Below are 20,669 nucleotides of genomic sequence, written 5' to 3'. Positions count from 1 at the left end.
GGGACTACTCCGTCGTCCCCTCCTCGACCCACTTCTCGCCGCCCAGCGGAAACTCGTACGCCGGGCGCCCGTTGTTGCCGCTCGTGCGGAAGGGCCGGCCGCGGTCGTCCACGGTCAGCGTGCCGGACCGGTCGCCGCTGGACCAGCGCAGCTCCAGGTACCACCTGACGTCGTACGCGGAGGCGTCGGCCCGGATGTAGAACGCCTCCGGGTCGGACTCACTCACCTTGAACGGGAAGTTCGCGTGCCCCGCCTCGGGTACGACACCGGGGCGCGCGGCGTCGAGGGCGACCGTGAAGAACCGGGTCGGCACACCACCGCCGCAGCCGACACCCGGATACCCCATGGCGTAGTCGTTCCAGGCGAGCGGCGCCCTCTTCCCGGCCATACGGACCGTCAGCCCCTTGAGGACCACGGTCTCTTCACCCTTCCCCTGCACGGTCAGCTTCAGGAACTGCTCCCCCGACGGCACGGCCCCCGTCGCGGCCACCCAGCCGGGCGCGTCCTGCTCGGGCGGCGGAGGTCCGACCCGCCCCGGCGGCAGATCGATCAGATAGCGCTGGGAACACGGGTCCTCCCAGGCGTGCGGTTCCGTGTCCACGGTGAGGGGAGGGGAGGCAGGGGCGGTGTCACGCGGGGGCCGGTCACCGCCGGCGCTGCCGCTGCCGCTGCGGCCGCCGGGGGAGGCCGAGGTGGGGGCCCCGGAGGCGGTCCGCTCCCCCTTCCCCTTCTTCTCCTGGTCCTTCCCCTTGCCCTTGTCTTCAGCGCCCGCGGAGGACGAACCGGCCGAGGACCCGACGGAAGCCGCCGGGCCCTCCCTTTCCGGCCCGCCACCACCGCCGGAGACCGCTGTGCCGCGCCGCCCCTCGTCGCCCGTCCAGCCGGAGGGAACGGCCACGGCGAGACCGACCCCGCCGAGGGCCACGGCCGCGGCGAGACCGGCGAGCAGGGCACGGCGGGGACGCCGCCGCGCGGGCCCCTTTGGGGAGGCCACTTCTGGAGTGGCCACTGCTGGAGTGGCCACTGCTGGAGAAGCCACTTCTGGATTCACTTCCGGAGAAGTCGCCTCCGAGGGGCCGCTCCCCTTCCGCACCCGCCCGGCATCCGCCAGCACCCACCGCCGGTGCAGTTCGACGAGCTCCTCCGTTGACGCCTTGCAGAGCCGGGCGAACCGCTCCACCGGCGCGTAAGCGGTCGGCACGGCACCCCCGTTGCAGTACCGGTGCAGCGTGGACGTACTCATGTGCAGCCTCTTGGCGAGCACGCCGTAGCTCAGCCCCGAGCGCCCCTTCAACTCCCCCAGTAACGCGGCGAAATCAGCCGCGGTCGTGCCTTCCGACACCGTTCCTCCATGCCCCCGTGTCCCGTTCCCCCGCAGCCCGGACCTACTGGTCCTTGAGCTTCTGGGCCACTTCGGTGGCCCAGTAGGTGAGGATGTTGCGCGCGCCCGCCCGGCGAATGCCGGTCAGGGCCTCCATGATCGCCCGGTCCCGGTCGATCCAGCCCTTCTCGGCGGCGGCCTCGATCATCGAGTACTCGCCGGAGATCTGGTAGGCGGCGACGGGCACGTCCACGGCGTCCGCGACCCGGGCGAGGATGTCCAGGTAGGGCCCGGCCGGCTTGACCATCACCATGTCGGCGCCCTCCTCCAGGTCGAGGGCGAGCTCCCGCAGCGACTCGCGCACGTTCGCGGGATCCTGCTGGTACGTCTTCCGGTCCCCTCGCAGGGACGAGCCGACGGCCTCCCGGAAGGGCCCGTAGAAGGCCGAGGCGTACTTCGCCGTGTAGGCGAGGATGGCGACGTCCTCCCGCCCGATCTGGTCGAGCGCGTCGCGGACGACCCCGATCTGCCCGTCCATCATCCCGCTGGGCCCGACGACATGGGCTCCGGCGTCGGCCTGCACCTGGGCCATCTCGGCGTACCGCTCCAGAGTCGCGTCGTTGTCGACCCGGCCCTGCTCGTCGAGGACGCCGCAGTGCCCGTGATCGGTGGTCTCGTCGAGGCACAGGTCGGACATGACGAGCAGGTCGTCGCCGACCTCGGCGCGCACGTCCCGCAGGGCGACCTGGAGGATGCCGTCCGGGTCGGTCCCCGGCGTCCCGAGCGCGTCCTTCTTCGACTCCTCCGGCACGCCGAACAGCATGATCCCGGAGATCCCCGCGGCGACCGCCTCCGCGGCGGCCTTCTTCAGACTGTCCCGGGTGTGCTGCACGACCCCCGGCATGGCGGCGATCGGCACGGGCTCGCCGATGCCCTCCCGCACGAAGGCCGGAAGAATGAGATCGGCAGGGTGCAGCCGGGTCTCGGCGACCATCCGACGCATCACGGGGTTGCTCCGCAGCCGCCGCGGCCGAGTACCGGGAAAAGATCCGTACGTCGTCATGCCCCTACGCTACGCCCGCCCCAAACCCCCCGATACCGACGCCTTGTCGGCCCCGCACCCCCGCTGCGGGCATGCGTGCCGCCAAGGGCGATGGGGGTCCCCCTGCTCGAGCGAAGCCGAGAGCTTGGGGAAGGGCGGGCGCAGCGGCACCCCGCACCGCCGGGCTGCGAAACCCCCCGCCCCCAGCCCCCACCCCGAGCACCTGATAGCCCACAGCCCCGCGATGCGCCCGACACCCCCCAGGTCCATCCTGAAACAGCAGGACAAGAACCCCGACGGCCGGCCACACCCACCGCCGCCGTCCCTCCGTACCCGCCCCCGCGGAGGACGCCATGACCGCCCCCCACCACATGCCCGACCTCTTCGCCCTCTCGGAGATCAACGGCCCGGTCGTCCGCCCCGGCGAACGCGCCTACGCCGACGAAGTCACCGGCTTCAACCTGGCCTCCCTGCACACCCCCGACGTGGCCATAGGCGCCAACGGCCCCGACGACATCGTCACCGCGATGCGCTGGGCGCACGCCACCCGCACCCCCGTAGCCGTCCAGGCCACCGGCCACGGCGCCAACTTCCCGATCGAACACGGCCTGCTGATCAACACGTCCCGCATGACGGACGTCCACGTCGACCCCGCCACCCGCACGGCCACCATCGCCGCCGGCGCGAAGTGGAGCCACGTCATGGCCGCGGCCGCCCCCTACGGCCTGGCGGGACTCTGCGGCACCTCCACCGACGCGGGCGTCATCGGCTACACCCTCGGCGGCGGACTCCCGGTCCTCGGCCGGGCCTACGGCTACGCCGCCGACCTGGTCCGCTCCTTCCAGGTCGTCACCCCGGACGGGCACCTGCGCGAGTCGGACCCCCGGCACGAACCGGAACTGTTCTGGGCGCTGCGCGGCGGCAAGGGCAACGTAGGCGTCGTCACCTCGCTCGTCACCGAACTGCTGCCCCTGTCCCGGGTCTACGGCGGCGGCATCCACTGCCACGCCGAACACACGGAGACCCTGCTGCGCACCTGGACGGAGTGGACACACACCGTCCCGGACGAGATGTGCAGCATGTTCTCGGTCCTGCGCCTGCCGCCCATCCCCCAGATCCCGGAGCCCCTGCGCGGCGGCTTCTGGGCCCGGGTCGCGATCGCCTGGCCCGGCGACCCGGCCGAGGGCGAGGCCCTGATCGCACCGCTGAGGGCAGCCGCCCCCGTGGCCGTCGACCTGGTCGAGGAGATGGACTACACGGCCCTGGACCGCATCCACATGGAACCCCAGGACCCGCTCCCGGCACGGGAGTGCTGCATGCTCCTGCGCGACCTGCCCTCCGACGCGGTCACCACGTTCCTGGAGCAGGTCGGCCCCGGAGCCGGCGCCGAGTACCCCCTGCTCGTAGCCTCGCTGCGGCACATGGGCGGCGCGCTGTCCCGCCCGTCCGCCGTCGAGGACGCCGTGTGCGCCCGCGACGCCCGCTACTTCATGGAGTCGGTCGGGATCATGCCCGCCCCACCCGTGGCCGAGGCCGTCGAACAGGCGACACGCCGCCTCTACACGGCCATGGCCCCGTACGGGACGGGCCGCACCATGGTCAACATCCACGGCACGCCGGGCGACGAACAGGACCGCGCCCGCGCCTGGACCCCGGAGGTCTACGCCCGCCTACGCCACGACAAGGCCACGTACGACCCGGACAACCTCCTGCGCTACGGCCACGCGGTGACACCCGCGTAGCCGCAGCCGGTCAGGGTCGGTCACGTCGTCGAACGCCTCCGCCGCGCCCCCGGCCGCCGCTCGCTCGGCCGGGTCACCGGGTCGCCGGCCTCCACCGCCGCCACCCGGCGCTTCGCGCCGAAGTCGGCCAGGGCTTCCGCCAGCTTGTGGACGGACGGCTCCGGAGCCATGACGTCCACCCGGAGCCCGTGCTCCTCGGCGGTCTTCGCCGTGGCCGGGCCGATACAGGCGATCACCGTGACGTTGTGCGGCTTGCCGGCGATGCCGACCAGGTTCCGCACGGTCGAGGACGAGGTGAAGAGAACGGCGTCGAACCCACCGCCCTTGATCGCCTCACGGGTCTCCGCCGGCGGCGGCGAGGCCCGCACGGTCCGGTAGGCCGTGACGTCGTCGACCTCCCAGCCGAGCTCGATCAGCCCGGCCACCAGCGTCTCCGTGGCGATGTCGGCGCGCGGCAGGAACACTCTGTCGATCGGGTCGAAGACCGGGTCGTAGGGCGGCCAGTCCTCCAGCAGACCGGCGGCCGACTGCTCACCGCTCGGCACCAGGTCCGGCTTCACGCCGAACGCGATCAGCGCCTTCGCCGTCTGCTCTCCGACGGCCGCGACCTTGATGCCCGCGAAGGCACGCGCGTCGAGTCCGTACTCCTCGAACTTCTCCCGCACGGCCTTGACCGCGTTCACCGAGGTGAAGGCGATCCACTCGTAGCGGCCCGTGACGAGCCCCTTGACCGCGCGCTCCATCTGCTGGGGCGTGCGCGGCGGCTCGACGGCGATCGTCGGCACCTCGTGCGGCACGGCCCCGTACGACCGCAGCTGGTCGGAGAGCGACGCCGCCTGCTCCTTCGTCCGCGGCACGAGCACCTTCCAGCCGAACAGCGGCTTGGACTCGAACCACGCGAGCTGGTCGCGCTGGGCGGCGGCGGAACGCTCACCGACCACGGCTATCACCGGCCGGCCGCCGTCGGGCGAGGGCAGCACCTTGGCCTGCTTCAGCGTCTGCGCGATCGTGCCGAGCGTGGCGGACCAGGTGCGCTGCCGGGTGGTCGTACCGGCGACGGTGACCGTCAGCGGGGTGTCCGGCTTGCGTCCGGCGGAGACGAGCTCGCCGGCCGCCGCGGCGACGGAGTCCAGCGTCGTGGACACGACGACCGTGCCGTCCGACGCCCCGACCTCCGTCCAGCACCGGTCCGACGCCGTCCGCGCGTCCACGAACCGCACGTCCGCGCCCTGCGCGTCCCGCAGCGGCACACCGGCATACGCGGGCACTCCGACGGCGCTCGCGATGCCGGGGACGACCTCGAAGGGCACCCCGGCGGCGGCGCACGCCAGCATCTCCTCGGCGGCGTACGTGTCGAGGCCCGGGTCCCCGGACACCGCACGCACGACCCGCCTGCCGCCCCGCGCGGCCTCCATGACAAGATGTGCGGCATCCCGCACCACGGGGACGGCCGCGGTGGTTGACGTGCCGTCAACTACCGTCAGCTGGGGCGCTCCTGTGCCCGGAGCAGGATCCTGGGAAGGATCCGGATCCGTGTGCACTTCGGACACGCCCTGCCTGGCGTGCTGACGTACGACGTCGAGCACCTCGTGCTCGGCGACGAGGACGTCCGCGTGCGCCAGCGCCTCCACGGCGCGCAGAGTCAGTAGTCCCGGATCTCCGGGTCCGGCACCCAGGAAGGTGACGTGCCCGTGTTCAGGACCGGCGGAAAGGGCGGTGGGGCTCACTGTGCTCGCTCCCCCATCAGACCGGCCGCGCCCTGGGCGAGCATCTCGGCCGCGAGTTCGCGACCGAGCGCCATTGCCCCGTCGTGCGTCTCGGGCACGGGACCGGTGGTGGACAGCTGCACCATGCGCGTGCCGTCGGTGGTCCCGACGACGCCGCGCAGGCGCATTTCCTTGACAATCTGCCCGTCGGCCACGAGGTCGGCCAGCGCGCCCACAGGGGCACTGCAACCGGCTTCCAGGGCGGCGAGCAGTGATCGCTCGGCCGTCACGGCGATCCGCGTGAACGGGTCGTCGAGTTCGGCGAGCGCGGCGATGAGGTCCGCGTTGCCCGCGGTGCACTCGATCGCCAGGGCCCCCTGGCCGGGGGCGGGCAAAACCGTGTCGACCGACAGGAAGTCGGTCACTTCGCCACCGCGGCCGATCCGGTTGAGTCCGGCGGCGGCCAGCACGACGGCGTCGAGCTCCCCGCTGCGCACGAACCCGATGCGGGTGTCGACGTTGCCGCGGATCGGGACCGTCGTTATGTCCAGGCCGTGGCTGCGGGCGTACGCGTTGAGCTGCGCCATGCGGCGCGGCGAACCCGTACCGATGCGGGCACCGGGGGGCAGGTCGGTGAACTTCAGCGCGTCCCGGGCGACGATCACGTCCCGCGGGTCCTCGCGCACCGGCACGGCGGCCACGACCAGCTCGTCGGGCTGCGTGGTCGGCAGGTCCTTCAGCGAGTGCACCGCGAAGTCGACCTCGCCCTTGAGGAGCGCGTCGCGCAGGGCGGTCACGAACACGCCGGTGCCGCCGATCTGGGCCAGCGCCTCGCGCGAGACGTCACCGTACGTGGTGATCTCGACGAGCTCGACGGGCCGCCCGGTCACCCGGCTCACGGCTTCCGCCACCTGCCCGGACTGGGCCATGGCGAGCCTGCTGCGCCTGGTACCGAGCCTCAGCGGCTCACGCGTATCAGTCATGCCGGCCCTCGGTCTTTCTCGGTGGTGCTGTCCTCGGCCCGGGAGACGGCGGCCACCGTCTCGGGGTCGAGGTCGAACAGGGTCCGCAGCGCGTCCGCGTACCCGGCGCCGCCGGGTTCGGCCGCGAGTTGCTTGACCCGCACGGTCGGCGCGTGGAGCAGTTTGTCGACCACGCGCCGCACGGTCTGGGTGATCTCCGCTCGGTGTTTGTCGTCGAGACCGGGCAGCCGTCCGTCCAGCCGGGCGATCTCGCCGGCCACGACATCGGCGGCCATGGTGCGCAGGGCGACCACGGTCGGTGTGATGTGCGCGGCCCGCAGTGCTGCCCCGAAGGCCGCGACCTCGTCGGAGACGATACGCCGTACCTGGTCCACATCGGCAGCCATCGGAGCGCCCGCGGAGGCCTCCGCCAGCGACTCGATGTCCACCAGCCGCACCCCGGCCAGCCGGTGCACGGCCGCGTCGATGTCGCGCGGCATCGCCAGGTCCAGCAGGAAGAGCACGGGCTCGGGCCGCTGCGGCTCCTCGACCGGCTCGGGTTTGCGGCGCTCGGGGATCCGCCCGACGGTGGCGGCGGTCGCGGCGAGCGCGGCGATGGCGTCGGTGTCCGCGGCCGGGTCGAGGGTGCCTGTCTGTGCCGGCCGGGTCGTACCGCCCGCCGTACGCCGGTCGCCGCCCGCCGTGCCGTTGTCCACCCATGCCGCGTGCTGTTCGAGGTCGGCGGCGGCCATCCCGGCCACGGCCGCCTCGCCCAGCACGGAGAATCCGGCGGTGCCCTGCACCGCCGAGAGTTCGAGCGGGCAGCCGTCCTCGCTGCCGAGGCCGGCGCCCGACGCGCCGCCGCGCTCAGTCCCTGCGGCTGGGCCGGACTCACCGCCCGGCGCCCCCGGTCCGTCCTCGCCGGACCCGGCGGCCGGCACGGGCGTACGGCCCTCTATGGCCCCGGCGACCGACTCGGCCGTCAGGACCAGGCCCGTCGCGCCGGTGCAGGAGACGGTGACGTCGGCACGTGTCAGCTCGGCCGGCACCGACTCCATCGGTACCGCGCGGGCCAGCACGTCCGTGTCGTCGCCGTCCATGAGGATCTGCGCGAGCCGCTCGGCGCGGTCGAAGGTGCGGTTGGCGACGACGATCTCGGCGACCCCGGCCCGCGCGAGCGTGGCCGCGGCCAGGGAGGACATCGAACCGGCCCCGATGACCAGGGCCTTCTTGCCCCGGGCCCACTGCTGGACGTCGCCGCCCCGGGACAGCTGCTCCAGGCCGAAGGTGACCAGCGACTGGCCGGCGCGGTCGATGCCGGTCTCGGAGTGGGCGCGCTTGCCGACCCTGAGGGCCTGCTGGAACAGGTCGTTCAGGAGGCGGCCGGCGGAGTGCAGCTCCTGCGCCCGGGCCAGGGAGTCCTTGATCTGGCCGAGGATCTGCCCCTCGCCGACGACCATGGAGTCCAGTCCGCAGGCCACCGAGAAGAGGTGGTGGACGGCCCGGTCCTCGTAGTGCACGTAGAGATAGGGAGTGAGCTCCTCCAGGCCGACGCCGCTGTGCTGGGCGAGCAGCGTGGACAGCTCGGCGACACCGGCGTGGAACTTGTCCACGTCGGCGTAGAGCTCGATGCGGTTGCAGGTGGCGAGCACCGCGGCCTCGGTGGCCGGTTCGGCGGCGACCGTGTCCTGGAGCAGCTTGACCTGCTCGTCCGCGTTCAGCGCGGCCCGTTCCAGGACGCTGACCGGGGCGCTGCGGTGGCTGAGTCCGACGACGAGGAGGCTCATGCCGGCATCACGGCGGGCATGTCCCCGTCGGGTCCCTGGTCGGCGGAGTCGCTGCGGGCGGCGGCGGCCGGGACGCCCCCGTCGGAGGCGGCGGCCTCCTCGCCGGCCTTGCGCTGCTCGTGGAAGGCGAGGATCTGCAGCTCGATGGAGAGGTCGACCTTGCGCACGTCGACGCCGTCCGGGACGGACAGCACGGTCGGCGCGAAGTTCAGGATGGAGGTGACACCGGCGGCCACGAGCCGGTCGCAGACCGCCTGGGCGGCACCGGCGGGGGTGGCGATGACACCGATCGACACGCCGTTGTCCTGGATGATCTTCTCCAGGTCGTCGGAGTGCTGCACGGGGATGCCGGCGACGGGCTTGCCGGCCATGGCCGGGTCGGCGTCGATCAGCGCGGCGACGCGGAACCCGCGGGAGGCGAAACCGCCGTAGTTGGCGAGGGCGGCACCGAGGTTACCGATACCGACGATCACGACCGGCCAGTCCTGGGTGAGCCCCAGTTCGCGGGAGATCTGGTAGACGAGATACTCGACGTCGTAGCCGACACCCCTGGTCCCGTAGGAGCCGAGGTAGGAGAAGTCCTTGCGCAGCTTCGCGGAGTTGACCCCCGCCGCGGCCGCGAGCTCCTCGGAGGAGACCGTGGGAACCGAGCGCTCCGACAACGCGGTCAGAGCGCGGAGGTACAGCGGAAGCCGGGCGACGGTGGCCTCGGGAATCCCTCGGCTGCGGGTCGCCGGTCGGTGAGTTCGGCCAGTTGCCACGGTGCTCCTGCGGGTAGAGCGGGGCTGTAGGCGGTCATACGTCCCTACATGACCGCCCCGTCGAATGCAGGCTATGTCTTTGTGAACGCGTGCACAAAGATGGTGTCCGATTTGCCCGGCCAACGTGACCGGGGTCACGCGCCCCCGGCGCACGCCCGGGGAACCGGCGCATATGCACCACCGCTCCTTGTCTTCTGGGGGCAAAACCGCACACTCTCCTCAGCGAATCCCGCCCCCGAGACCAAGTCACCATCGATCCTAAGCGACCCGGCGGCCTCTTTGGACTGGTCGGTCAGTCGCTCACCGGGCGGGATCATTCGGTCAGCGCCTTGCGCAGGCGACCCTCGTTCACGCGCCAGAACGTGTGCTGCCTGCCGTCCACCAGCACGACGGGGATCTGCTCCCAGTACTGGTCGTGCAGTTCCCGATCCTCGGTGATGTCCTTCTGCTCCCAGGGGACTCCGAGATCACCGCACACCTTCTCCACAACGACCTGTGCGTCATCACACAGATGACAGCCGGGCTTGCGGATCAGGGTGACGAGCCGGTCCCGAGGGGGCGTGCGACGGAAAAGGGGACTCATGCCGGCCATTGTCGCGCGCCCGGGGGCAAGCGGAACCCTCACGAAAGCGCCAGGGACACGCCCGGCCGTGTCCGCCCCGTGCGGCGTCTTTAACGACACGCTTGCCGAGAGTTCACAGGCTTCCAACCTTCTGACTCCGGAACCCCCGAACAAACTGGCTATGCTCACGCCATGGCCGCTCTCGGATGGCTCACTCCCCGTAGGCGCTCCGCCACGGCGCGGAGCGTTTTGGCAGGCGAGGCCTCGGCGGAGGCAGCCCGCAAGTCCACGCAGGAAGCCGCCGGCACGACCGAGGAACCGCAGTTCCCGGTGCACGGCGACGACCAGGCCGCCGCCTTCTTCGACCTGGACAACACCGTCATGCAGGGCGCGGCGATCTTCCACTTCGGGCGGGGCCTGTACAAGCGGAAGTTCTTCGAGACGCGCGACCTCGCCAAGTTCGCCTGGCAGCAGGCGTGGTTCCGCCTCGCCGGCGTCGAGGACCCCGAGCACATGCAGGAGGCCCGCGAGTCGGCCCTGTCGATCGTCCAGGGCCACCGCGTCGCCGAACTGCAGTCGATCGGCGAGGAGATCTACGACGAGTACATGGCCGAGCGCATCTGGCCCGGTACGCGCGCCCTCGCCCAGGCCCATCTGGACGCGGGCCAGAAGGTCTGGCTGGTGACGGCCGCCCCCGTCGAGATCGCCACGGTCATCGCCCGCCGCCTCGGCCTGACCGGCGCCCTCGGCACGGTCGCCGAGTCCGTCGACGGCGTCTACACCGGCAAACTCGTCGGCGAACCGCTGCACGGCCCGGCGAAGGCCGAGGCGGTCCGTGCCCTGGCCGCCGCCGAGGGCCTGGACCTCGGCCGCTGCGCCGCCTACAGCGACTCGCACAACGACATCCCGATGCTCTCGCTGGTCGGCCACCCCTACGCCATCAACCCGGACAGCAAGCTGCGCAAGCACGCCCGCGAGCTGGACTGGCGCCTGCGCGACTACCGCACCGGCCGCAAGGCGGCCAAGGTCGGCATCCCCGCCGCGGCGGGCGTCGGCGCGGTCGCCGGCGGCACGGCGGCCGCCATCGCCCTGCACCGCCGCCGCCGCTGACCGTCTGATCAAACCGGGACACGGATGTTTACGGCCTGACAATCGCCGTAAATCCAACTGGCGTACCCCCACAACCTCATGTCCAGTCCTCTTGGCTGCACACGGCCACAACACACCCTGGACTCAGCTGCAATACGAGCGTTTCCGATCAACAACCGTTCATGATTCGGCACTTGATCCGGCGTCAATGGGTTACGGAAGCGACGTAACCGATGATTTGAGCAACTCGGTGTAGCAGTGCCTGCACGAAGCGTTATTCTCCTCAGACGCAAACCGGTACCCCTCCGTCGCTACGACGGGTGAAAGGTCCCGCACTGCACGTGATGGAAGCTCTGCCTCTGGGAGTCCCGTGTACCCACACGTCGGGGTTGACGCCTCGGGCCTGGCTACGCTGCGCGCAACGGTCCAAGACCTGTTGCGCGGCTTCGTCCCCACCGCGTACGCCGTCCCCGCATTCGCCACCGCCGCGCCCGTCGGCCCGTGCTACGCACTGGCCGACGGCAGCGCCGCGGTCGGCAGACGAGGCCGCCCGTCCGGGGCGGCCACCGCCCGCCGCCCGGCGGCGGACAGCGACAGCGCCCGGATGATGGACCTCGTGGAGCGCGCCCAGGCCGGCGAGTCCGACGCCTTCGGCCGCCTCTACGACCAGTACAGCGACACCGTCTACCGGTACATCTACTACCGGGTCGGAGGAAAGGCGACCGCCGAGGACCTCACCAGCGAGACCTTTCTGCGTGCCCTGCGCCGCATCGGCACCTTCACCTGGCAGGGCCGCGACTTCGGCGCCTGGCTCGTGACCATCGCCCGCAACCTCGTCGCGGACCACTTCAAGTCCAGCCGCTTCCGGCTGGAGGTCACCACCGGCGAGATGCTCGACGCCAACGAGGTCGAGCGCTCCCCCGAGGACTCCGTCCTGGAGTCCCTCTCCAACGCCGCCCTGCTCGACGCCGTGCGGCGGCTCAACCCCCAGCAGCAGGAGTGCGTGACGCTCCGCTTCCTCCAGGGCCTCTCCGTCGCCGAGACCGCCCGTGTCATGGGCAAGAACGAGGGCGCCATCAAGACCCTCCAGTACCGGGCCGTCCGCACCCTCGCCCGGCTTCTCCCGGAAGACGCCCGCTGACCGCCCCGCACACACAGCGACAGCCAACTTACGGTCCGTGAAAGTCCGTTGACTTCCGGATCCGATCATCCGGCGTCCGTAACCCAAGTGCCGCGCCGCTCGTTGTGCGGGATGCAGGCTCCCTGTGGTCACCCCCTGGCCGACTCCGATCACTCGATCGTGTGGTCGTGGTCGGGGTGTGCAACCCTCAGGACCCCCTGGGGAGTCGACCGTCATGACGAGAGGAGGTGCCGCCAGTGATCGCGAACGTATCGGCGCACCGGCGGGCGAACGCCTTCGCCCAGGCCCTGGAGGAGCAGTCCGAGCAGGGCACGGCGGCCGAGCAGCCCGAAGGATCGGCACCGGCCCCGGCAGTCGCGGAACCGAGTGAGCAGGCCCGCCATCTGGCGCTCGCCTCGGGTCTCGGCGCGTTGCCCAAGCCGGAGCTCGACCCGGAGGTCAAGGTCGTTCAGCGGGCCCAGCTGGTGGCCGCCTTCGAGGCCATGCTCCAGGAGGGCACCGCGGGCGGCGGGGCGACGGACAGCGCGGTCCCCGAACAGCGATCCCGGGCCCGCGGCGCGCACCGCGCGGGTTCGCTGAAGAAGTTCCGCCCGCGTTCCCGGCTCGCCAAGGGCCTCACCGCGGGCGGACTCAGTGTCGGGGTGGCCGCGAGCGCCTTCGGCGGAGTCTCCGCCGCCAGCTCGGACGCCCTGCCCGGCGACTCGCTCTACGGCCTCAAGCGCGGCATCGAGGACGTCAAGCTCGGCCTCGCCGACGGGGCGGACGAACGCGGCCGGGTCTATCTCGACCACGCCTCGACCCGGCTCAGCGAAGCCCGCCGCCTGATGGAGCGGGGCCGCAGCGGCCCGTTGGACCACGAGTCCCTCGGCGAGATCCGCCGCGCCCTGTCCGGCATGCGGCACGACGCGTCGGAGGGCCACCGGCTGCTGAGCGAGGCGTACGAGCGCGACCCGGACTCCCTGGGCCCCATGCAGGCCCTGTCCGCGTTCTCCCGCTCCCACCGCGTGGCCTGGGGCGAACTGCGCGAGCGACTGCCCGTCCAGCTCGGGGACGTCAGCGAGCAGGTGTCGTCCGTGTTCGACGCCATAGACGAGGACGTCGCCCCGCTGCGGTCCCTGCTGCCCGAGCCTCCGTCCACCGGCGGCGGCGACGGCAAGCGGCAGGGCGCCACCGAGTCGGCCCCCAGCAGCTCCTCCGGCACCGACCGCTCGGCCCGGCCCAGCGACAGCGGCAGCGGCAGCCGGCACAGCGACGAGGGCAGCACCGGCAACGGCGGCAGCCCCAGCCGCTCGGCCGGATCCGGCAGCGACAGCGACGGCCTGCTCGGCGGTAACACGGGCGGCCTGCTCGACCCGCCCAAGGACAGCGAGGCGAGCACCTCCCCGTCGGCGGACAAGAACACACCCGTCCCCGAGCCGGACGTGACACTCCCGCCGCTCCTGCCCGGACTCCTGCCCGGCCTGGGCATCGACAGCGAGGACGCGGACTAGACGGCGACGGTGGGGCGCCCCTCAGATGAAGGGGCGCCCCACCGTCGTATCGCGCAGGTCAGAAGAACACCGACCGCCGCTGCACCAGCAACTTGTAGAGCGTGTGCTGGATCTGCTCCCTGACCTGGTCGGTCAGGTTGAACATCAACATCGGGTCCTCGGCCGCCTCCGGCGGATAGCCGTCCGTGGGGATCGGCTCGCCGAACTGGATCGTCCACTTGGTCGGCAGCGGAATCGCCCCGAGCGGCCCGAGCCACGGGAACGTCGGCGTGATCGGGAAGTACGGGAAACCGAGCAGCCGGGCGATCGTCTTGGCGTTGCCGATCATCGGGTAGATCTCCTCGGCCCCGACGATCGAGCAGGGGATGATCGGCGTCCCCGCGCGCAGAGCCGTCGAGACGAAACCGCCGCGGCCGAAGCGCTGCAGCTTGTAGCGGTCCGCGAAGGGCTTGCCGAGGCCCTTGAAGCCCTCCGGCATCACCCCGACCAGTTCGCCCTGCTCCAGCAGCCGGGACGCGTCCTCCGCACACGCCAGGGTGTGACCGAGCTTGCGGGCCAGCTCGTTGACCACCGGCAACATGAACACCAGGTCGGCGGCGAGCAGGCGCAGATGCCGGCCGGCCGGATGATTGTCGTGCACGGCGACCTGCATCATCAAGCCGTCCATCGGCAGCGTGCCGGAATGGTTGGCGACGATCAAGGCCCCGCCCTCGGACGGGATGTTCTCGACGCCCTTCACCTCGACCCGGAAGTACGTCTCGTACAGCGGACGCAGCAGGGACATCAGGACCTGGTCGGTGAGTTCCTCGTCGTAGCCGAAGTCGTCGACCTCGTAGTCCCCGGTGAGGCGGCGGCGCAGGAAGGCCAGGCCGCCCGCGATCCGCCGTTCAAGACCGCTCCCGCCGTCCCCGGAAGGCTCCGGCGGCTGTTCCTCAGAAGTCACAGGAACATCATCCTGCGGAACAGCCCTGGTGGGCAGGGGCTGCACCTCACGTACCGGCACGGACTCCGCGTCCGGGCGGCGGTTCCCGGCGCTCCGGCGCCGCTGGGGACGCTGCGCGGCGCTCCCCCGGGACCGGTCGTCGTCGAACGGAATGACCTTGGCGTCCGCCATCGTTGATGCGCTCCTCAGTTGGCGCTCTGCGTCGGGAGGTGTCCGCCGCCCGCGAGGGGCAGGTCGGCGATCCGGTCGACGGCCCCCGCAAGGGCCTGTGGCGGAAGGAGTCCGGGACCCTGGCTGCGGGCGAAGTCCGCGAACGTCTCCGCGGTCGTGTACTTGGGCTGGAATCCCAGCGTCTCGCGCATCTGGCCCGTGGCCACCACCCGGCCGTGCGTGAGCAGCCGGATCTGCTCGGGCGAGAAGTCCGTCATCCCCAGCGTACGCACCAGCGAGCCCGCCCAGGTGACCGCCGGGAGCAGCAGGGGCACGGTGGGGCGCCCGAGGCGCCGGGAGCACTGGGAGAGCAGCAGCACACCGTCGCCGGCGATGTTGAAGGTGCCGCTGTTGAGCGTGCCGCGCCGGGGCTCGTGCGAGCCGATCCGCAGCACCTCGATCACGTCGTCCTCGTGCACGAACTGCAGCCGCGGGTCGTAGCCGAACACGGTCGGCAGGACCGGCAGCGCGAAGTACGAGGCGAGCGGGGTGTCCGCGGTCGGGCCCAGGATGTTGGCGAACCGCAGCACGCACACGGCCACGTCGGGCCGCCGGCGCGCGAAGCCGCGGACGTAGCCCTCGACCTCGACGGTGTCCTTGGCGAAGCCGCCGCTGGGCAGGGACTTGGGCGGGGTCGTCTCGGTGAACACGGCCGGATCGCGGGGCGCGGAGCCGTAGACGTTCGTACTGGACTTCACCACCAGCCGCTGCACGGCCGGGGACTTCTGGCAGGCACCGAGCAGCTGCATGGTGCCGATGACGTTGGTCTCCTTCAGGGAGGCCCGGTTGCCGCTGCCCAGCGGCGTGCCCGTCACGTCCAGGTGGACGATCGTGTCGGCGCCCGTCTCGGCGAGCACCCGCGCGATCCCGGGCTGCCGGATGTCGGCCTGGATGAAGTCGGCACCGCCCAGATGGTGCTCGGGGGGCACCGCGTCCACGGCGACGACCCGTTCCACCTCGGGGTCCCGCTGGATCCGCCTGACGAACCGGCCCCCCAGCTGGCGGGCCACTCCGGTCACGAGCACGACCTTGCCCAAGATCAGCGCCTTCCTTCCAGAACCTCTCGCCCCCGCCGCGTTCCCCCGTGGGGCCAACTTAGCGGGTTGTTGTCGCGCTGTGATGACCGCCCGATGCGCGAAGTGACCGGAACCGCCGGACGCCGGAACGGATATGCGTGTGGCCCCCCACCGGTGGTGGGGGGCCACAGCAACGCCCTCGCGGCGTCCGCGTCGCGAACTTACTTCTTGTTGCGACGCTGAACGCGCGTGCGCTTGAGCAGCTTGCGGTGCTTCTTCTTCGCCATCCGCTTGCGCCGCTTCTTGATAACAGAGCCCACGACTACCCTCGCTCACTTCTCATCACTCGGTGTTTGGGCGCCATGGGCCCATACGACCTACGAGGGGCCAGCCTACCCGTCCGAGCGCTGAGGTCGTAATCGAGGAGGCCGGGGAGATCCGAAGTGCCCTGTGGGGATCGCCCCGACCCAGCCGTCAGGCGGTTTCCACCCCCACATAACTCTCGCGGAGGTACTCGTGAACCGCTTGCTCCGGGACGCGGAAGGACCGCCCCACACGGATCGCGGGCAGATGACCGCTGTGCACCAGCCGGTACACGGTCATCTTCGACACTCGCATCACCGAGGCGACTTCCGCCACGGTAAGGAACTGAACCTCGTTCAGAGGCCTCTCGCCAGCTGCAGCCATGACACACCTGAACCTTCCGCACTCGACGGCCACCGGCTTCCCCTTCCGGTGACTCTTCGTCGCTGCGTGCTCACTCCCCAATGTAGGGGCCAGTGATGCGAGTGGGGAAGAGGTGCACCCATCGGCGGCCTACTGTGACAGACACGCCCGATTGAGTACGTAGCGGGTAAGCGGCAGGTAGTAATCGGACCGCACGCCGTCATCAAGTGGAACGACGACGGACACGGACCCCTCGGCCTCCCCCACGAACAGCGCCGGGTCGTCCGTATCGGCCGGCCCGATGGCCTCGAACCCCAGCTGACCTGCCCCGCAGACCCACCCGTGGTCTCCGATCACCAGCTCGGGAAGGGGCCCGCCGGCCTCCGCGCAAGCGGCCAGTACGGTACGAACCGGGAGAGGTGAGTGCGTATGTGCGCCGGGCTCACAACCGGGGCGTTCCGTGCCGGGGGTCCGCACCAGCGCGACTCCTCGTACGTAGTCGAGGTTGTACGTACGTAGGCCGAACCGGGTCGTTATGTCGACACGGCGACCCTGCGCCGGGGTGAGAACGGCACATCCCGCCGCCGACAGCGCGTCTGCCAGAGCGCCGTAGAAACCGAGCAGCCGGTGCGGGTGCCCGGTGCCGAGGAGCACGGGAGCCTTCCGCCGGGCGGCCTCGGCGAGGCGTTCCGCGAAGGCGTCCAGAGCGGCCAGGGTCCGCTCCGGATCGATCACGTCCTGGCCGGAAACCTGCCGGGTATCGGCCGAAACACCACACCGGTCCGCCATCAGCTCGATCAACTCCCGCTGCCCCCAGTCACCTTCGGGGTCGATACCGAGCAGCACCCGGGGGTCCCGGGCGGCGAAGAGCCGGTAACGGCGCAGGCTGTCCTCACGCGAGGTCGCCACGGTCCCGGCGAGCCGCGCGCCCACCAGGTGCGCACGCAGGGCTTCGGTGGTCAGCACACGGAGATCGTGCGTGACCGGAACCCCACCTGTCCGGAAAACCCGCGAACACCGCACGCTCGGCCTACGCCCGGCGTCACCCCCTCACGCCAGCAGCCCCCGCAGCGGGAACACCGCCCGCCGGGCCGCCAGCACCGCCTGGTCGAGCCGGTCCGCCGGGTCGTACCCCGCCTCCCAGCCGGACCAGTCCACCGGCCAGCGTCCGTCCGTCATCCGCGCCGGGGCCAACTGCCGTGTCCGCGCGAACACTTCCTGCCGCCAGCCCTCGGGGATCATCGCCTCGGGCTCCACGGCCCGCCCGGCCGCGATCGCGACCAGATGCGTCCACGAGCGCGGCACCACGTCCACCACCGCGTAACCGCCCCCGCCCAGGGCCACCCACCGCCCGTCGGCGTACTCGTGCGCCAGGTCGTGACAGGCCACCTGCACCGCCCGCTGCGCGTCCAGCGACACCGCCAGGTGCGCCAGCGGATCCTCGAAGTGCGTGTCGGCCCCGTGCTGCGTCACCAGCACCTGCGGCCGGAAGTCCGCGATCAGCTCCGGCACGACCGCGTGGAACGCCCGCAGCCACCCGGCGTCCCCCGTCCCCGCCGGCAGCGCCACGTTCACCGCCGAGCCCTGCGCGGAGTCCGCCCCGGTCTCCTCCGGCCACCCGGTCTGCGGGAACAGCGTCCGGGGATGCTCGTGCAGCGAGATCGTCAGCACCCGCGGGTCCTCCCAGAACGCCGCCTGCACCCCGTCCCCGTGATGCACGTCGACGTCGACGTACGCGACCCGCTCCGCCCCGAGCTCCAGCAGCCGCGCGATCGCCAGCGACGCGTCGTTGTAGATGCAGAACCCGGACGCACCGCCCGGCATCGCGTGGTGCAGCCCGCCCGCGAAGTTCACCGCGTGCAGCGCCTCACCGCGCCACACCGCCTCCGCCGCCCCGACCGACTGCCCGGCGATCAGCGACGACACCTCGTGCATCCCGGCGAACGCCGGATCGTCCACCGTCCCCAGCCCGTACGACTGGTCCGCCGCCGCCGGATCCGCCGACGCGGCCTTCACCGCCCCGATGTAGTCCTGCCGGTGGACGAGCCGCAGCGTCGACTCCCCGGCCGCCTTCGCGGCGACGACGTCCACCTCACGGTCCAGCCCGAAGGCGTCGACCAGTTTCCGGGTCAGGGCGAGCCGGACGGGGTCCATCGGATGCCCCGGACCGAAGTCATAGCCCGTTACTGCCTCGTCCCACATCAGCTGTGCGCGGCCGCTCATGCCCGCCACCGTATCGGTCCGGTTGAGGCGCGAACGACCGGGCGTACACCAGCGTCACCAGCACCAACACCATCGGCACCAGCATGGCCCCGCGATAACTCCACAGATCCCCGAGCGCCCCGACCAACGGCGAACCGATCAAAAAGCCCACATAGTTGAAGACATTCAGCCGCGCGACGGCCGCGTCCGAGGCCCCCGGGAACAGCCGCCCGGCCGCCGCGAACGTCTGCGGCACCAGCACGCACAGTCCCAGCCCCAGCAGCGTGAACCCCAGCATCCCGACCCACGCCCCCGGAGCGGCCGCCACCACGGCGAACCCACCCGCCGCCACCAGCGCCCCGCCCCGCACCACCGCGACCGCCCCGAACCGCCGCACCCCGAGGTCCCCTATTGCCCGCCCCAGCAACGTGGTGACCATGTACACGTTGTACGGCACCGTCGCCATCTGCTCCGAGCTCCCGAGCACGTCCTGCAAGTACTTGGCACTCCAGTTGGAGACGGTCGAGTCCCCGATGTACGCGACCGTCATCACCAGGCAGAGCGGCAACAGCCACTTGAAGACGACCGCCTGGCCCTCCACGTCCTTCTCCTCCGCCACGGGTCCGGCATCCCGGTCGTCGACGTACCACCGGCTCCCCACCAGCACAGCCGGCAACAGCACCAGCACGACCGGGAGATACGACACCCACAACGCCAGATGCCAGTGCGCACCCACCCACGCCAACGAGGCCCCGACGATCCCGCCCAGGCTGTAGGCCGCGTGGAAACTGAGCATGATGCTGCGCCCGTACGACCGCTGCAGACTCACCCCGAGCATGTTCATCGACGCGTCCAGCACCCCGACGGCGAGCCCGAACGCCGCCAGCGCGACCCCGAGCTCCACCATCCGCTCCCCGGCCCCCACCCCGAGCAGCGACAGCAGCACCACGGGCTGGGACCACCGCAGCAGCCGGCTCGGCCGCACCCGCTTTACCAGCCGCTCGGTGGTCACGCTTCCGACCCCGGCGAGGATCGGAACGGCGGCCAGGAACGCCGGCAGCAGCGCGTCGGAGACCCCGTACCGGTCCTGTATGGCCGGGATCCTCGTCACGAGCAGAGCGAAGGCGACACCCTGCACCAGGAAGCTGAACGCCAACGAGCCCCTGCCGCGCCGCAGCACATGAGTCATGGCGGCGAGCGTAGGGCCCCGGCTTACTCGTGGGTAGATCCAGCCAAAGATGAATTTGATTCAGCTTCGGTCGGCCTGCGGAAACGGCTCACACCAGCAGGTCGGCCAGCTCCCCCATGTCGGAGAAGAGCCCGGTGGCCCCGGCGAGCTTCTCCGCCGGCGTCATGGCGGTGAATCCGTAGACGTCCATCCCGGCCGCGACGGCCGCCTGCACCCCCAGCGGACTGTCCTCGACGACGACGCACCGCTCCGGCGAGACCCCCATCCGCTCGGCCGCGTACAGGAAGAGGTCGGGGGCCGGCTTCCCGCGCCCGACGTCCTGCGAACTGAAGATGCGCTCCTCGTCGAACCACTGGTCGAGCCCCGTCGTCCGATGCCCCACCCGAATCCGCTCATGGCTCCCGGAGGACGCCACGCAGTACGGCACCCCGTCCGCGGCCAGCTTCTCCAGCACTCCGGATGCCCCGGCCACGGCCACCAGTTCCTGCTCGAACGCCGCGAACACCCGCGCGTGGAAGACGTCGTCGAAGCTCTCCGGCAACCGCTGCCCCGTCCGCTGGAGGACGAGCTCGTGGATCCGGTGCATCGCCGATCCCATGTAGTCCCGGATGGACTCCTCGTACGAGGTGGGGTGCCCCAGTTCGGTGAGGTATGCCGCGAGCAACCGGTTGGAGATGGGCTCACTGTCGACGAGCACACCGTCGTTGTCGAAGATCACGAGGTCATAGCGCATGGCTTTGAGCCTAAACGCAGAAAACCCCCGCATCCGAAGATGCGGGGGTTTTCCCAAAAATTGTTCGGCGGCGTCCTACTCTCCCACAGGGTCCCCCCTGCAGTACC

Annotated in this window: 19 protein-coding genes; 4 read left to right on the top strand and 15 right to left on the bottom strand. The window is 71.3% G+C overall.

The features are described 5' to 3' along the window. Positions 1-4: 4 nt before the first annotated feature. Both OO68_RS38015 and hemB read right to left on the bottom strand, forming a co-directional pair. Positions 5-1,342: a helix-turn-helix domain-containing protein gene (locus tag OO68_RS38015; protein ID WP_033313991.1), complete on the bottom strand. Its 1,338-nt coding sequence runs from the start codon at positions 1,340-1,342 to the stop codon at positions 5-7. A gap of 43 nt (positions 1,343-1,385) precedes the next feature. Next, on the bottom strand, positions 1,386-2,384 hold the full coding sequence (gene hemB / locus OO68_RS38010) for a porphobilinogen synthase (protein ID WP_033313990.1): 999 nt from the start codon (positions 2,382-2,384) through the stop codon (positions 1,386-1,388). A 332-nt stretch (positions 2,385-2,716) separates the two neighbouring features. Between hemB and OO68_RS38005 the strand changes: the two genes are divergently transcribed. Next, positions 2,717-4,105, top strand: a complete 1,389-nt coding sequence (locus OO68_RS38005; RefSeq protein WP_033313989.1) for an FAD-binding oxidoreductase — start codon at positions 2,717-2,719, stop codon at positions 4,103-4,105. A gap of 20 nt (positions 4,106-4,125) precedes the next feature. Here OO68_RS38005 and OO68_RS38000 read toward each other — a convergent pair whose 3' ends face one another. The 5 genes from OO68_RS38000 to OO68_RS37980 form a co-directional block, all read right to left on the bottom strand. Beyond that, on the bottom strand, positions 4,126-5,832 hold the full coding sequence (locus tag OO68_RS38000) for a bifunctional uroporphyrinogen-III C-methyltransferase/uroporphyrinogen-III synthase (protein ID WP_033313988.1): 1,707 nt from the start codon (positions 5,830-5,832) through the stop codon (positions 4,126-4,128). Further along, complete coding sequence (gene hemC / locus OO68_RS37995) at positions 5,829-6,794, bottom strand: hydroxymethylbilane synthase (RefSeq protein ID WP_033313987.1); 966 nt, start codon at positions 6,792-6,794, stop codon at positions 5,829-5,831. Before hemC ends, OO68_RS38000 begins: the two co-directional genes overlap by 4 nt. After that, on the bottom strand, positions 6,791-8,560 hold the full coding sequence (locus OO68_RS37990) for a glutamyl-tRNA reductase (protein WP_033313986.1): 1,770 nt from the start codon (positions 8,558-8,560) through the stop codon (positions 6,791-6,793). The genes hemC and OO68_RS37990 overlap by 4 nt, the downstream gene beginning before the upstream one ends. Then, positions 8,557-9,321 carry a redox-sensing transcriptional repressor Rex gene (locus tag OO68_RS37985; protein WP_020275182.1) on the bottom strand — a complete coding sequence of 255 codons (765 nt, stop codon included), beginning with the start codon at positions 9,319-9,321 and terminating at the stop codon, positions 8,557-8,559. Before OO68_RS37985 ends, OO68_RS37990 begins: the two co-directional genes overlap by 4 nt. A 313-nt stretch (positions 9,322-9,634) precedes the next feature. Then, positions 9,635-9,913, bottom strand: coding sequence for a glutaredoxin family protein (locus OO68_RS37980; protein ID WP_078625734.1), 279 nt, complete (start codon positions 9,911-9,913; stop codon positions 9,635-9,637). A gap of 162 nt (positions 9,914-10,075) precedes the next feature. Here OO68_RS37980 and OO68_RS37975 point away from each other — a divergent pair, with 162 nt between their 5' ends. From OO68_RS37975 to OO68_RS37965, 3 genes are all read left to right on the top strand, one after another. Then, positions 10,076-10,993 (top strand): HAD family hydrolase, encoded by a 918-nt coding sequence (locus tag OO68_RS37975; protein WP_078625732.1) that lies wholly within the window; start codon positions 10,076-10,078, stop codon positions 10,991-10,993. 349 nt (positions 10,994-11,342) lie between these two features. Continuing rightward, complete coding sequence (locus tag OO68_RS37970; RefSeq protein WP_030840376.1) at positions 11,343-12,113, top strand: ECF subfamily RNA polymerase sigma factor, BldN family; 771 nt, start codon at positions 11,343-11,345, stop codon at positions 12,111-12,113. A 236-nt stretch (positions 12,114-12,349) separates the two neighbouring features. Continuing rightward, on the top strand, positions 12,350-13,603 hold the full coding sequence (locus OO68_RS37965) for a DUF5667 domain-containing protein (protein ID WP_033313983.1): 1,254 nt from the start codon (positions 12,350-12,352) through the stop codon (positions 13,601-13,603). A 58-nt stretch (positions 13,604-13,661) separates the two neighbouring features. Here the strand turns inward: OO68_RS37965 and OO68_RS37960 are convergent, their stop codons facing one another. The 8 genes from OO68_RS37960 to OO68_RS37930 all read right to left on the bottom strand — a co-directional run bounded on the left by OO68_RS37960 (position 13,662) and on the right by OO68_RS37930 (position 20,562). Continuing rightward, complete coding sequence (locus tag OO68_RS37960) at positions 13,662-14,717, bottom strand: lysophospholipid acyltransferase family protein (protein WP_033313982.1); 1,056 nt, start codon at positions 14,715-14,717, stop codon at positions 13,662-13,664. A gap of 14 nt (positions 14,718-14,731) precedes the next feature. Then, positions 14,732-15,793: an NAD-dependent epimerase/dehydratase family protein gene (locus OO68_RS37955; protein ID WP_033313981.1), complete on the bottom strand. Its 1,062-nt coding sequence runs from the start codon at positions 15,791-15,793 to the stop codon at positions 14,732-14,734. 200 nt (positions 15,794-15,993) lie between these two features. Further along, positions 15,994-16,092, bottom strand: coding sequence for a 30S ribosomal protein bS22 (locus tag OO68_RS44870; RefSeq protein WP_003948845.1), 99 nt, complete (start codon positions 16,090-16,092; stop codon positions 15,994-15,996). Between the two features lie 154 nt (positions 16,093-16,246). Then, entirely contained in the window at positions 16,247-16,459 is a 213-nt protein-coding gene (locus OO68_RS37950) for a helix-turn-helix domain-containing protein (protein WP_004984898.1), read from the bottom strand. Between the two features lie 129 nt (positions 16,460-16,588). Continuing rightward, positions 16,589-17,404: a phosphatase gene (locus OO68_RS37945; protein ID WP_033313980.1), complete on the bottom strand. Its 816-nt coding sequence runs from the start codon at positions 17,402-17,404 to the stop codon at positions 16,589-16,591. 84 nt (positions 17,405-17,488) lie between these two features. Beyond that, complete coding sequence (locus tag OO68_RS37940; protein ID WP_033313979.1) at positions 17,489-18,661, bottom strand: acetoin utilization protein AcuC; 1,173 nt, start codon at positions 18,659-18,661, stop codon at positions 17,489-17,491. Next, positions 18,612-19,829: an MFS transporter gene (locus OO68_RS37935; protein WP_033313977.1), complete on the bottom strand. Its 1,218-nt coding sequence runs from the start codon at positions 19,827-19,829 to the stop codon at positions 18,612-18,614. Before OO68_RS37935 ends, OO68_RS37940 begins: the two co-directional genes overlap by 50 nt. Positions 19,830-19,917: 88 nt before the next feature. After that, positions 19,918-20,562: an HAD family hydrolase gene (locus OO68_RS37930; RefSeq protein ID WP_033314059.1), complete on the bottom strand. Its 645-nt coding sequence runs from the start codon at positions 20,560-20,562 to the stop codon at positions 19,918-19,920. Positions 20,563-20,669 lie beyond the last annotated feature (107 nt).

It is taken from the genome of Streptomyces iakyrus (genome assembly GCF_000717055.1).
Lineage (GTDB): Bacteria > Actinomycetota > Actinomycetes > Streptomycetales > Streptomycetaceae > Streptomyces > Streptomyces iakyrus.
This window is presented reverse-complemented; position numbering and strand designations above follow the sequence as displayed.